This is a genomic window from Algibacter pacificus (assembly GCF_008033385.1).
Taxonomy (GTDB): domain Bacteria; phylum Bacteroidota; class Bacteroidia; order Flavobacteriales; family Flavobacteriaceae; genus Algibacter; species Algibacter pacificus.
On the sequence record NZ_VOGY01000002.1, the window covers coordinates 127,483 to 141,888 of the forward strand.

8 protein-coding genes are annotated in these 14,406 nt (G+C 34.7%); 2 read left to right on the forward strand and 6 right to left on the reverse strand.

Annotated features, from left to right (window positions below; genetic code table 11):
• Positions 1-8 precede the first annotated feature (8 nt).
• Positions 9-2,615 carry an ATP-dependent chaperone ClpB gene (gene clpB / locus FQU21_RS03655; RefSeq protein ID WP_147676676.1) on the reverse strand — a complete coding sequence of 869 codons (2,607 nt, stop codon included), beginning with the start codon at positions 2,613-2,615 and terminating at the stop codon, positions 9-11.
• A gap of 378 nt (positions 2,616-2,993) precedes the next feature.
• On the opposite strand from clpB, the gene ytxJ reads away from it, so the two are divergent.
• Positions 2,994-3,386 (forward strand): bacillithiol system redox-active protein YtxJ, encoded by a 393-nt coding sequence (gene ytxJ / locus FQU21_RS03660; RefSeq protein WP_147676677.1) that lies wholly within the window; start codon positions 2,994-2,996, stop codon positions 3,384-3,386.
• Positions 3,387-3,425: 39 nt separating this feature from the next.
• Entirely contained in the window at positions 3,426-4,397 is a 972-nt protein-coding gene (locus FQU21_RS03665) for a bile acid:sodium symporter family protein (RefSeq protein ID WP_147676678.1), read from the forward strand.
• Positions 4,398-4,582: 185 nt separating this feature from the next.
• Here the strand turns inward: FQU21_RS03665 and FQU21_RS03670 are convergent, their stop codons facing one another.
• The 5 genes from FQU21_RS03670 to FQU21_RS03690 form a co-directional block, all read right to left on the reverse strand.
• Positions 4,583-6,646: a glycoside hydrolase domain-containing protein gene (locus FQU21_RS03670; RefSeq protein ID WP_147676679.1), complete on the reverse strand. Its 2,064-nt coding sequence runs from the start codon at positions 6,644-6,646 to the stop codon at positions 4,583-4,585.
• Between the two features lie 10 nt (positions 6,647-6,656).
• On the reverse strand, positions 6,657-7,922 hold the full coding sequence (locus FQU21_RS03675; protein ID WP_147676680.1) for a YdcF family protein: 1,266 nt from the start codon (positions 7,920-7,922) through the stop codon (positions 6,657-6,659).
• Positions 7,923-7,972: 50 nt separating this feature from the next.
• Positions 7,973-9,634: a RagB/SusD family nutrient uptake outer membrane protein gene (locus FQU21_RS03680; protein WP_147676681.1), complete on the reverse strand. Its 1,662-nt coding sequence runs from the start codon at positions 9,632-9,634 to the stop codon at positions 7,973-7,975.
• 9 nt (positions 9,635-9,643) lie between these two features.
• Complete coding sequence (locus FQU21_RS03685) at positions 9,644-13,078, reverse strand: TonB-dependent receptor (protein WP_246124749.1); 3,435 nt, start codon at positions 13,076-13,078, stop codon at positions 9,644-9,646.
• Between the two features lie 153 nt (positions 13,079-13,231).
• The gene (locus FQU21_RS03690) at positions 13,232-14,362 is read right to left on the reverse strand and encodes a FecR family protein (protein ID WP_147676682.1); all 1,131 of its coding nucleotides are present in this window, start codon (positions 14,360-14,362) and stop codon (positions 13,232-13,234) included.
• Between the last annotated feature and the right edge of the window lie 44 nt (positions 14,363-14,406).

Here is a 14,406-nt window from a genome sequence, read left to right on the forward strand (position 1 = left end):
TTTTAGGTTTAGAATTTCTCGTTTACAAGTTCTCCTTCATTTCTAAAAACTAATTCGTCATTAAAAGCATCTAGTAAAATAATACTATCTGTTGTTACGGTTCCTGCTAGAATTTCTTTACTCAAAGCATTTAGAACTTCTTTTTGTATCACACGTTTTACAGGTCTTGCGCCGTATTCTGGGTTATAACCTTTGTCTGCCAAATAAGTAACCGCTTCTGGTGTTGCATCAAAGGTAATCCCTTGTTGTGCTATCATTTTAGTGATATTTTTTATTTGTAAACCAACAATAGATACAATATTTTCCTTGCTTAAAGGCGTAAACATTACGGTATCGTCAATACGGTTTAAAAACTCAGGACGCACGGTTTGTTTCAGTAAAGCTAATACGTCTACTTTTGCGGCTTCAATAGCAGAATCGATGTCTTTTGTAGCTTCAAAACGCTCTTGAATAATATGGCTACCCATGTTGGACGTCATAATAATGATCGTGTTTTTAAAGTCGGCTGTTCTTCCTTTGTTATCAGTTAAGTGGCCTTCATCTAAAACTTGTAGCAAAATATTAAAGGTATCTGGGTGTGCTTTTTCAATTTCGTCTAAAAGGACTACAGAATACGGTTTACGTCTTACAGCTTCAGTTAATTGTCCACCTTCATCATAACCAACGTATCCCGGAGGCGCTCCAACCAAACGGCTTACCGCATGACGTTCTTGGTATTCGCTCATGTCTATTCGGGTTAAAGCGTTTTCATCATCAAATAAATACTCGGCTAAAGCTTTAGCTAATTCCGTTTTACCAACACCAGTTGTTCCTAAAAACAAGAAGGTTCCAATGGGTTTTTGCGGGTTTTGTAATCCAGCACGACTACGGCGCACGGCATCACTAACGGCTTCAATAGCTTCTTCTTGGCCAACCACACGTTTATGTAATTCATTTTCGAGACGTAATAGTTTTTCGCGTTCGCTTTGTAGCATTTTAGTTACTGGAATTCCGGTCCATTTTGCAACCACTTCAGCAACATCATCATAAGTTACTTCTTCTTTAATTAGTGAAGTTTCCGATTTTTCGTCCAATTGTTTTTGGAAGGCTTCAAGTTGTTCTTGGGCTTCTTTTATTTTTCCGTAACGTAATTCAGCTACTTTACCATAATCGCCTTCGCGCTCTGCTTTTTCGGCTTCTATTTTGAAGTTTTCAATAGCTTGTTTGGTGTTTTGGACATTATCAACAACTTCTTTTTCACTTTTCCATTTAGCGTTAAGTTCGTTTCTATTTTCTTTAATATTAGCTAAATCGGAACGTAAAGATTTCAATTTTACTTCATCGTTTTCGCGTTTAATAGCTTCAATTTCAATTTCCAGTTGCATGATTTTACGATCTAAAACATCGAGTTCTTCGGGTTTAGAGTTGATTTCCATGCGAAGTTTAGAAGCGGCCTCGTCCATTAAATCGATGGCTTTATCTGGTAGAAAACGATTGGTAATGTATCGTGTTGAAAGTTCTACGGCACCAATAATAGCTTCGTCTTTAATACGTACTTTGTGGTGTGTTTCATACTTTTCTTTAATACCACGAAGTATTGAAATGGTGCTTTCGGTATCGGGTTCGTTAACTTGTACTTTTTGAAAACGACGTTCGAGTGCTTTATCTTTTTCGAAGTATTTTTGATACTCGTCTAAAGTAGTGGCACCAATAGCGCGCAACTCACCACGAGCTAAAGCTGGTTTTAATATGTTTGCAGCATCCATAGCGCCTTGTCCGCCACCAGCACCAACTAAGGTGTGGATTTCATCTATAAACAGTACAATATCGCCATCACTGGTGGTTACTTCTTTAATAACGGCTTTAAGTCGTTCTTCAAATTCGCCTTTATATTTTGCGCCAGCGATAAGTGCACCCATGTCTAGTGCGAAAATTTGTTTGTTTTTTAGGTTTTCCGGAATATCGCCATCTACAATACGGTGTGCTAAACCTTCGGCAATGGCGGTTTTACCAGTTCCGGGTTCACCAATTAAAATGGGGTTGTTTTTGGTACGACGCGATAAAATTTGTAGAATTCTACGAATTTCTTCATCACGACCAATTACAGGATCTAATTTACCGTCTTTGGCTAATTGGTTTAGGTTTTTAGCGTATTTGTTTAAAGAATTATAGGTGTCTTCCTGACTTTGCGAAGTCACGTTTTCGCCTTGACGTAATTCTTCAATAGCGGCTTTTAAGCCTTTTTCACTAACCCCTTGATCTTTTAGCATTTGTGCTATTTTACTGTTCGATTTAAAAACAGCTAGGATAAGGTGCTCGATAGAAACGTAGTCGTCTTTTAGTTTTTTTGCTAATATAGAAGCTTCGTTTAAGGTTTTTCCGGCTTCGCGAGACAACATAAGTTCGCTCCCTGATACTTTTGGAAAGCTTTCAATTTGTTTATCTAAAGCTATTTTTAGTATTGAAATATTGATGTTTAATTTTTTTAGGATAAATGGAAGTACGTTTTCGTCTACTTCAAAAATGCCTTTAAAAATATGTTCGTTTTCTATTTGTTGTTGGCCTAAACCTTGCGCAATTTGCTGCGCTTGTTGAATGGCCTCTTGCGATTTAATAGTATAATTGTTTAGGTTCATCTTATTGTGTTTTTTTAGTTTCCGTTATACTGAAAATTCTATTAATGTTCTATTTTTGAATAGGCTATTTCAAAATCCCTACCATGTTGTTTTATAGGACAAAATGACGGTTTAGCGATGTTTATTCGTGACTTTTTGTCGGTTTGTAAGGTTTTGATGTAGAGGTCGACTTATTTGTGATAAGTTATATTTTTAAGTGTAATAAAAGTACTTAAATTTGAAACCAATACCTGAAAAAGTTTCGGGTTTAACACGAATTTGGCGGATATGTGCGTTAGGGATTGAGCGGCCTGTTTGAGCTCCCCGACGGTAGGAGGGAGCGAGTAGCGAAAGCCCGACCCTTGTGGTAACGCCCAAATAATAGATTGGAAAAAAGAAATGGGATTATTTAATAAAATTTTTGGTGCTTCGGGAGAGGCAAAGGAGGAAAAAGTATTGCCTTGGATTCCTTTGAATGCTGTACAACAATTGGATTTAATTAAGGAAAAGTCGAGTAGTAAAACTCAAATTATATTTAAACATTCTACGCGCTGCGGCATTAGTAGTATGGTGATGAAGCAGTTTGTAAGTGCTTACGATTTTACAGAGAAAGAGGCGGATTTATATTATTTAGATTTGCTTAATTTTCGTGAGGTTTCTAACGAGGTAGGGTATAAATTTCAAGTGATGCACCAATCGCCACAGCTTTTGGTTATTAAAAATGGGGGCGTGGTTGCGCATGCTAGTCATGGGGCTATTAACGATATAGATTTGAGTACATTTGTGCTTTAAAAAGCGGTTTGATTTAGCTTAGCAGTAAAGACCATATAAATGAAAGTAACCATTGATAAATTTGTATTATCTATTATATGCGTTATTATAATAGCTTATTTTTTTCCGGAATGGGGCATTGCAAGCAGCAAAATTCCTATCGATACTATTAGTGCGATAGGGATTTCGCTTATATTCTTTTTTTATGGTCTTAAATTGAATCCTACGCAGTTAAAAGCAGGTTTAAAAAACTGGAAGTTGCATCTTTTGGTTCAGGCTTCTACGTTTTTAATGTTTCCGTTGTTGGTTTTACTGTTGCGTCCGTTTATTCAAAATGAGGCCCAGGAAACCATTTGGTTGGCCTTCTTTTTTTTAGCGGCTTTACCATCTACGGTATCTTCGTCTGTTGTGATGGTGTCTATAGCCAAAGGCAATATTCCTGCGGCTATTTTTAACGCTAGTATTTCTGGTATTATTGGTATTGCTATTACGCCGCTTTGGATGGGTTTATTTGTGAATGATGCCCAAACAGATTTCGATTTTACAGCCATATATTTAAAACTGATTGTTCAAATAATTTTACCCGTTATTTTGGGGCTTTTGCTGCAACGTTTTTTAGGGGCATTTGTACACAAGCACAGTAGCAAGCTGACTTTGTTTGATAAATCTATAATTTTGCTGATTATTTATAAGAGTTTTTCGGAGTCTTTTGATAGTGGTATGTTTAGTTCTGTTTCCTTTTTAGATTTGCTTTTGCTTTTTGCTGGTGTTTTTGTACTTTTTGTTGTGACTTTTTTATTGACGGGTTTTATAGGAGAAAAAATGAAATTTAATAAAGAAGATCAAATTACAGCGCAATTTTGTGGTACAAAAAAGTCGTTAGTTCATGGTACTGTTTTTTCTAAAATATTGTTTGGAAATATGACTTCTATTGGAATTATATTGTTACCGCTTGTGTTGTTTCATGCGTTGCAGTTATTAATTATTAGCAGCGTGGCATCTAAATGGGCGAAGCGAGATGGTATTAATTAAATTTTTATTTGAGTTTATCAAGTGCTATTAATTTGTGCTGAAAGATTTCCATGGGCTAATGAAAAAAATAATTGGTCTGACATTGATTTTTAATAAAAAAATGAGCTATAAACTTGGAGTTTATAGCTCAAAATATTTACCAGAAAGTTAGGTTTTGGTGCAAATTTTTGGGGTTTAAAAATAGATTAATCCAACGCGGAAATCCATGGCGCTTTAACTCCCCATTCTACATTTGGTTTAGCTGCCGTTTCTATTTCTAAAGATCCACCGTTTATAAGTTCTTTGTGAGTGAGCCAATTTCGGTTTATTTTCTTTCCATTTAATATGACAGATTTAACGTAAAAATGATCTTTATGGTAATTTTTCACATTAATATTTAGAATTTTATGGTTTGGAAAATTAATGGAAACCGATTTAAAAATTGGAGCTGTTAAGTAATAAATTGGAGATCCCACATTGGCAGGAGAAATCCCTAAACTACGCATAACGAACCAGGAAGACATGGTACCCGAGTCGTCATCCATAGTGCGTAAATAAGCTCTAGGTTTATTATTGTATATTTTTCCTATAAATGGATCGACACCTTTACTGTTGTTATTAAAATAGTTTTGTACCACGGTATCTAACATGATGTTTCTATATAATTTTTGAGACTTCCATGGTTGTTTAGAAGCATTGTACATACCGGGCACCTGTAAATCTGGTTGATTGGCATGATTATAACTGTTGCTGTTAAAAAAATAATCTAACTGGTTAGTAAAAGCAATTTCGCCTCCAGTTAATTCTTTTAGCCCCTTTACATCAAAAGGAACAAACCAACGATATTGCAATATGGTGCCTTGGTATAACCCTCTGGCTTGCATAACATCGACATCATTTTTAGCAAGATTGGCGAAATCTTTTTTCCAATAGGTTTTGTAGTTTAAAGCTTTGTTTTTGTGTTGTTTACTTAAAACAGAATCGCCAATAGCCTGCATTAACCCGCTTATGGCCCAATGGTCATACGATGATTCGAGGGCTTTATCTGGTGAACGATAAACAAGCTTATCGGCTTCGGCAAGTAAAGCCTCTTTTATAGATTTTAAATTGAATGTATACCCTTTGTTGTAGGCATCTAATAACACTACCGCGGCATGTTCTGTTCTTACCGTTGGAGAAGGCTCGTGCATTGTGCCCCAGTTATTTTTACCATATTTGTATAGGTTTGCAATAGATTTTGTGATATTGGAAAACTCATTTGAATAAAATAAAGATAACATAGGAAGTTGTTCTCGGTAATTATCCCAAATGGCCCAACCATTATATATGTTATGGTTTGATTTTTGGATAGATCCGTCTATTGCGGCGTAAGTGCCGTCCTTTTCAGAAATTAAATATGGTGCTTGTAAACCACGGTACAAAAGCGAATAAAATAAGGCTGTTCTGTCTGCTTCGCCTGTAACTTTTATGGTATTTAAAAGAGAAGACCATTCTGTTTCTGTTTCTGTTTTTAAAGTTTCAATAGAAATAGATTCTAATTTTTCTTTAGCATATTGAGTATTTACTGAAGAAAAACCTAAACGAACTTGTATATCAGCATTTAGGGTTTTTCGTTCTGCCTTAATAATATGGTCTGCCGTTTGTTGTAAAGATTTTATGTTTTCTAGCTTTAAAGCATAGTAAATTCTGTATACACCACTACCGCATGTTGTTTTAGTGTCTATCCAACCGGTAATCAGGTTTTCAAGTATAGTGTGTTCTTCGGCTACAAACTGGTTGTTAAAAGCAAAGGATAAATCTATTTTTAAACCACTTTGTGTTTCAGGGAAACTGTAACTTTGTATTCCGAAATTATGTTTAACACTCATTTGGGCTTTAATTCCGTTTTTAAAAGCTACCGAATAAAAGCCGGGTTTTGCCTGTTCTTTTTCTTTTAAAAGCATTGTTTTGTTTTCATGACTTAAATAGGGTGAAATTAATATATTTCCGCCGCTACCACCACAGCCAACACCTTCAATTCGGGTGGTAGTAAAACCTATAAATTCTTTTGCGTAATATTCGTAACCAGCATGAATATGTGGTGTGGTTTGTGGCCCCATACTCATCATGTTAAAAGGAGAAGATGCCGAGGGCGACATTTGGCCGTGATCTCCAGAGGTTCCTAAAAAAACATTAACAAGTGCTGTAGGATTTTTATCTTGGTTTGCTTGAGCTTTACAAAGTTTAATGCTAATTAAACACATTAAAAATAGAATAAAGTTTTGTTTCATAATAAGTGGTTTATGGATCTAAAGGGTCTAGTGGATTTTGGTGAAGCGATTCTATTCTGGGTTGGTATTCTACAGTAGTAGAATTTGTTCTTTTTAAAATGAATGCAGGAATATAGCCTAGTTCCTTTTTGCAACGATTAATAAAACGATCATCTCCAACATAATCGCTATGTCCGTTGTTTGTTACAACAAGTCCTAATTTATCGAAAGGCATATCGCTATTAACTATAAGTCTTACAGCATTGCGCAGGTTGGTTGTGGTATGTCGAGCATGTGGATCTATCAGTATTCTGTTTTCTGGAATATGGTATCGATTTATTAATTCTTTTTTCATTTCTATAGCTTCAGCAAAAGGAGCTCTAAATGGGTGTGCATGGCCTCCAGAAACAATAATAATAGGCGCGTTCTTTTTTTGAAACTCAATAACTCCTAATTGTAGATTTAATTTACCTAGGGCGGTTAAAACATCTTTATTGTTTTCTGGGCCGTTACCTAAAATTAAAATGTTTGAATAGAGATAATCATCAAAATTAATTTGAGTTATAGCCGCAATGGTTTTTTTATTTTCTCTGGTAATTAGCGGTTCGTATCTTGCAGCTTCATCGCGATGATTCATGTATAATAGGGCTAATGTATAATCTAATGAAGGTTGAAAAAACAGCTGTGTTGGAGCTTCTTTTTTATGCATAAGCATATCGCTCCACATAAATATAGCGCCTTTATAATCTTTTTCGTTTACATTATAGGATACCGAGTCTATAGTATGATAACGGCCTTTTTCGCCGAGGCCATACACCGAGAGAGCTTGATTGATTGCTTTGGCGCAAAGTTCCCATGTGGCGGTAATATATTCTGCGTTTTCTAAAGATTTAAAATTTTCATAATTTCCAGAAGGGCGTAAGTTTTTGCTAATTAATTCTTTTAATGCTTTATTAGAATTCGCAGCTTTACTAAGTATGGACGAAACAGTTTTAATGTCTTTGTCTGAAAATTTATAGGCTTCGATTAACGGTTTTATTTCAAGATTTTTATGTTTTAAATTAGCCGTTATACTTTCTTTTTTATTTTTGAAAATATGTTCAAGTTTTTCATTTTCTTCTAAAAAAGATACCAAGCTAGGAGTATTTTGAATAGCCGTAAAAAGATAAAAATTTTTATCTTGAACTTTAGAACTCGATATAGAAGCTTTAAAGTGCGGGTTAAAGTTTGTTGTGTTTTGAGCGGTAATTGTGTTTATAAAACCGATAGCAAACACAAGTAAATAGAGGTTTTTCATTGTGTATATATATAATCAAGGAAGCTCTTTCGAGCTTCCTTGATTTATTATTAATAATTATTTTGTGTTACGGTGTTTTCGGGTACACCATCAATATAGCGTTGTGGTATAGGCCAATATTCATTTTTGCCTTCAGTGAAAACGGCATTTGTTAAATGACTTCTTTTTGTTTTTTCAATCAACAAATAATTGTCTATCACTTCTTTGGCAATGCCCCAACGCACTAAATTGAAAAATCGATGACCTTCCATGGCCAATTCTAGGCGGGTTTCTAAATATACAGCTGCCCTTGCTGCTTCAGGGTCTGTCCAAGTTTGGTTATAAGTAGAAATTTTATAATTGGCGGCATCCGATGTACCATCTAAACTTTTTACAGGTTTAGAGTTTATAGCACGTTGACGAATTTTATTTACCAAGGTTCTGGCTGCTTCTAGATTGCCTAACTCCATTTCTGCTTCAGCTTTCCATAAAATAACTTCTGCATATCTAATAATATAGTAATTAAGAGCATTTACATAAGGCCAAGTACTAACATAAAAGGAGGAATTAGCCGAAACAATACGTTTTTTAGGGCCATAAGGACCGTAGGTGGCTAAATCTCGTGCCCAATTTTCTTCATATATTATCCCTAAATCTTTGTAAGGAATATTGGGGCGGCCCACAGTAATATCTAGTCTTGGATCTACAAAATCATTAATCTTTACGTCAATGTTTTCATTTAAAGGCAATCCCGCGTCTGATGTTTTAAAGGCATTAATTAAATTTTGTGAGGGTCTGTGAAATCCATATTGAGGATAAAATGGACCACCAGGTGCGGTTAATCGATCTCCAATGCTTCCGTTATAATTATTCGGTTGTCCATCGTTTATGGAATGTTGAACGGCAAATATAATTTCTTTGTTATTGTCGTTTTCAGGAAGAAATATTTGTTCAAAATCGTCCATTAAGTCATAATTACTAGACATAACCTCGGAAGTCGCTTCAATAACATTGTTCCATTGGCCTTGAAATAAATAGCATTTAGCTAAATAAGCTTTTGCAGCTATTTTGGTTGGTCTTCCTAGTTCTTCTTGGGTATTTGGTAGGCCATTATAAGCGTTTTGGAAATTAGCTTCAATTTTATCCCATAATTCATCAGAGGTGAATTCTGTATTCGATCTCGCATAATCTGCAACGGTTTCTGCCGTTTCATCTATATAAGGAATTCTATTATATATTTTTTTTAATTCAAAATAATAATGACCTCTTAAAAAAGAAAGTTCAGCTAACCGTTTCGTTTTTAATGTGGCATCAAAATCTTCCGAAGCGTTTAGTAAACGTATGGCTTCATTGGATCTTTTAACCCCTTCGTATAAGGCAGACCACTTGCGTTCTACATCAATAATAGTTGGATTTGTGGCATAAATTTCCATTTGGTGAATGTTATTTTGGTCACCTGTACCACCGCCACCTTTATAGCAATCATCGGATACGACATCGCCAAAACTCCAGTTAGAATCTGGTGAATTATAAGCATTACTAGCATTGTCAAACTGACCATTAAGCACGCTATAAGCCGAAATAATAGCACGTTCTATATTTTCAGGTTTTAAAATTTCCGAGGGGTCTACTTCGCCATAGGTTGTTTCTTCTAAAAAATCTTTAGAACAAGAGACGCATTGAATAGCTACACAAATTAGTAGTATGTATTTAATTTTATTTATAAGTTTCATAATGTTTTTTTAAAATTTTAGATTAAGACCTAATGTAAATGTGCGGGATGGTGGATAAATTCCACGATCTACGCCGATGTCTAAATTTCTATTATCCGATGAATAATTTTGTAAACCAATTTGAGGGTTCATACCACTATAATTAGTCATGGTGAACACATTGGTAGATTGCGCATAGATTCTAAGTTTTTTATCCTTCATAAAAGAAGGGTTAAGGGTGTAGCCTATTTGTAACATGTTTAATTTTAAATAAGACCCATTTTCAACATAAAAAGAGGAAGGTCTAATGTTGTTGTTGGGGTCATCTAAAGACAATCTAGGAATAGAGGAGTTTGCGTTTTCTGGTGTCCACGCATTTAAAAGATCGGCATTTTTATTATATGCGGCTTGATTGAAAAAATGGGTTTTGTATTTTGTTAAATTATACAAATCATTTCCAAAACTACCGTTGAAAAACAGACCTAAATCGATGTTTTTGTAGTTGAAATTAAAATTCATTCCTAATAATACATCGGGGTGTGGCGAGCCAATAAATGTTCTATCTTCATCGTCTAGGGTGCCGTTTTTATCAACATCAATAAATTTGATGTCGCCGGGCTGAGCGTTTGGTTGTAAACCATAAGCTGCAATTTCTTGGGTGGTTTGGAATAAACCATCGGCTTTATAGCCATAGAAAGAACCTATAGGTTGGCCAATGGCACTTCTAGAAACTTCTTGATCGAAATTAACCGAGTGAAGCGACGAGCTTGGGATGCCCAAAAAAGGCACGTTATCTAAGGTTGTTAGTTCATTTTTATAAGTGGTGAAGTTTAATCCAACAGCGTAGCCAAAATTATTGATTTGATTATTGTAATTGAGGTTAAGCTCAAAACCTTTATTTTCCATTTCTCCATCATTAATCCATTGTCCATCGTTGGTTCCTCCATAGGAAAGCGGTATAATGTTGTAGATTAAAATGTCATCAGTTTTTTTTGTGTAATATTCTGCCGATAGTTCTAATTTATCATTCCAAAAGCCTAAGTCGACACCAATGGTGGTTCCTGTTGTGGTTTCCCATTTTAAGTCGGGATTGGATACACGTGTTTGGGTTAGTCCGGTACTCACGGTGTTTTGGTTGCCTCCAATGGCATAATCGGAGTTAGAGTTATTGTTAGTATAACTATCTACGGTAGAGTAGGATGGTAATTGTTGGTTACCTGTTTGGCCCCAACTTGCTCGTATTAAGAAGGATGAAAAGGTATCCCCTAGGTCTATAAAATCTTCTCTATCTATACGCCAACCAGCAGAAAATGCAGGGAATGTTCCATAATTGTTATTGGCTAAGCGTGACGTTCCATCGCGTCTTACGGTTGCTGTAAACAGGTATTTTTCGTCGAAATTATATCTAATTTGAGTAAAATAAGAGCTTAAAGCCCATTCGCTCGCATCTCCAGAATTTAATTGGTTTTCGGTACCATTATTTAAATATCTAAAATTTTCATCTTCATATAAGAAATTTTGTCTCGATGCTCCAAAGCCTTCAGAATAATAGGTAATAGATTCTTGGCCTAAAAGAAGGTTAATACTATTTAAACCTAATTTTTTAGAATAATTTAAGGTGTTTGTCCAAATTAATTGGTAGTTAAAACTATTACTTGTACTTAGGGAGTTGGTGTTGTTTTGTGCTAAAATCTCATCATAAACAGGAGAGAAATTTCTAGAATTATTACTTTGATAATCTATGCCTAAAGAGGTTTTTGCGCTAAAATCGCCTAATTTAACACTAGAAAATATGTTTCCAATGGCTTGTATACTTTTATTAACATCGTCTTTATTTCTATCCAGTTCCCCTAGTGGGTTTTGAAGATCGTTAATAGGGTTACCTGCAAAATTTCCGTTAATATCTTTTGCAGGAATTATTGATGAAAATTGTAAGGCATTATAAACAATACTTCCTAAAGCAGAATTTGTACCTACGGAAACGCGTTCCTTGTATGATGCTGTAAAGTTTTCTCCAATAGTTAAGAAATCGGTAACCTGATAGCTTGAGTTTAAACGTGCCGTATAACGTTCGTATCCGGTGTTTTTTATAATACCATCTTGGTTAAAGTATCCCATACCAAAAGATTGTTGTGATTTTGTATCGCCTTTAGACATGGTTAAGTTATAGGATTGTACAGGAGCGACTTGCATAATTTCTTTAATCCAATTAACATTGGCGCTAGGAATTGTTTTTTCTGCATTTAGAAATTCTGGAATTACAGCATTATTGGGGTTATTGCCATAAATATCGCTACTTGGTATTTTGCCATCGTTAATTGATGCTTGCCAAAGTAAATCGCCATATTGTTGTGCGTTTAACGTTTTAGGAAGATTAAAAGCGGCTTGTAAACCATTATAGATATCTAATGTGGTTTCAAAGTTACCTGTTGTGCTTCCTTTTTTTGTGGTTATTACAACAACACCATTGGCAGCACGCGAACCATAGATTGAAGACGATGCGGCATCTTTTAAAACTTGTATGGTTTCAATGTTAGTAGGGTTAATACCATCGAGTCCGTTGGAAACAGGAACGCCATCTACTATAACTAAAGGGTCGTTATTATTAATAGTACTAAAGCCTCTTACTCTAATTGATGTGCCTCCTCCAGGGCTGTTATCACTCATAATTTGAATACCGGGAAGGCGTCCTTCAAGCATTTCGGCAACATTGGCCACGGGTTTAGTATTGATTTCCGCGGGAGAAACAGATGCTACAGATGCTGTAACATTTTTACGGTTTTCGGCGGTGTATCCAACAATAAGTACTTCGCTTAGTAAAGAGGTATCAGGTTTTAATTGAATATTGATTTGTTTTTTGTTTCCTATTAGTAGCTCTTGTGTTTCATATCCAACATAAGATATAATTATGGTAGAGTTAGGGCTATTTAAAGATATAGAAAATAAACCATCAAAATCTGTTGTAACCCCGTTGGGCGTTCCTTTTTCTACAATACTAGCGCCAGGTAAAGGCACGTTGTTTTCATCGGATATTTTACCCTGTAGTGTTTGTTTTTGGGTGCTAATGTTTTTCTTGTTTAGGTGTGTTTTGGTGTGTTTTTGCTTTACCAAATACACCAAACGATCTTTAAAATTAAACGTTACATTTGTACCTCTAAAAATCTGTTTTAAAACAGATGATATGTTTTCGTTGTTTACTTTTAGTGATATTAATCTTTTAAGGTCAACATCTTTTAATTTGTAGATAAAACGAAATTCGGAGCTGTTTTCTACTTCGTCTATAAATTCACTTATAGAAACGTTTTCAAGGTTTAAAGAAATTTTTGTGCGTTGTGCATAGGATTCCTTGGCTTGTAGTGTAAATAATGTAAATAAAAATAATAAGGTAGTTAGTTTCATTTTTAAATCGAATTTCCCAAAGCAATGATTGGGTCTTCTTTTTGTTTTAGTAAGTGTTTTTTTCATACTTTTGTAGTCTTAATCTGTGGTTATTTTTTGTGTAATCACTGCTTTATAATCGGGAAATGCTCGTAACATTTTCCGATTTTTTATGGGTTTTAGCAGTAAATTGTTGCTGAAATTTTTAATTAGTTATTGTTTTTCAATTCATAGGCATATTTAATTAGTAATAATTATGTTGTTATTTTCTAAAATGGAATAATTAAGGCCGTAATTTTCTTTTAAACTTTCTAAAATCACATCTATGGGTTCGTTTCCAAAACTGGCGTTTAAAATTGTTTTAGAAAGACTACTATTTTTATTTTCAATATCTATATTGTAATAGCGTTCTAGTTTTTTTAGGATGTTTTCAAAAGACATATTTCTAAAAACGAGTTCTCCGTAAATCCAAGAGGTGTAAATATCTGTTTTTACGGTTTTAGTTTTAATGTTATTATTTAACCTATTGAAGCGAGCTTGATATCCTGGTTTTAAAATTGTTTTTTTGGTAGATTGTTTAGCATCTTCATATAAAGCCACCGAGCCTTCTACTAAAACAATTTCAGAAACGGTATCTTCGGGATAGGCTTGAACATTAAATTCGGTACCTAAAACTTTCACATTAAGTTTGTCTGCATTTACAATAAATGGGTGCATACTATCTTTAGCAACTTTAAAATAAGCTTCTCCGGTAATGAAAACTTGCCTGTCTAAGCCGTTTATAAATTTAACGGGGTATTTTATAGACGTGCCAGCATTTAAAAAAGCTGTGGTTCCGTCTGATAGTTCAATCTCAAATCTTTTACCGTACGGAACCGTAAGGGTGTTATAAATAAGATTGGTAATCGTGTTTTGCTTTTTGTAAACCAACCGTTTTCCTTTTTGGGTGCCAAGTATATGCCCCTGTTGGTTTACAAAGGTGTTTGTTTTTTTATGCTCGTCAATAACTTGTATAGATCCATCTTCCAGCTCAAGTGTTATGGCGTTTTTTGGAGGCGTTATTTTTAGGTCTTTATTCTCTTGTAAATACAAATAGCTTACTACCATAAAACCAATAAAAACAGCTGCAAAAGATTTTATGTTTAAATAATAAGCTTGTTTCTTTTTTTTACTTTCGTGGGTTTTTATTGTATATCGTATTCTTTGTAAAAGGTCTATTTTTATCTGCTCTTCTTCGGTAACCGACCAGGTGTTTATTAAATCTTTAAATTGCGCTTTATCGCAAAAAGAGAAGAGTATGTTTTTTTCCCTTTCAGTGCATTCACCTTCCTCGTGTTTTTTAGCTAATTTTAAAAATTCGTCTTTAGTCATAATATGGTTTTACAACAGAAAGACGCAGAATAGCTCTAGTTCTC